Source organism: Shewanella sp. AS1, assembly GCF_021412565.1.
In the GTDB taxonomy this organism is placed as follows: Bacteria; Pseudomonadota; Gammaproteobacteria; order Enterobacterales; family Shewanellaceae; genus Shewanella.
Window position 1 is genome coordinate 1 of sequence record NZ_JAKCLJ010000171.1, and the last position, 247, is coordinate 247.

The 247-nt window shown below is 55.1% G+C and carries 1 protein-coding gene; it reads left to right on the plus strand.

What is annotated here, in order from left to right:
• Window positions 1-247: VCBS domain-containing protein (locus LZP69_RS16555; RefSeq protein WP_234201765.1), on the plus strand; the 247-nt coding region annotated here is incomplete at both ends.

The window sequence follows — 247 nt, forward strand, 5'->3', positions numbered from 1 at the left end:
ACGTTAACGATGCACCGGTACTGGACCCCATCGCGCAAGTCAGCGCCAAGGAAGATGGTTCAGTAGTTAATGGCACCATCACCTCCACCGATATCGATGCGGGTGACACGGCGACCTATTCGATTGCGACCAGTGTTGCCGGACTGACATTCAACAATGACGGCACTTGGACATTCGATCCAAGCAACGCGGCGTATCAGTCACTTCCTGAAGGTCAGACCCAGACCCTGACCATTCCGGTCACGGT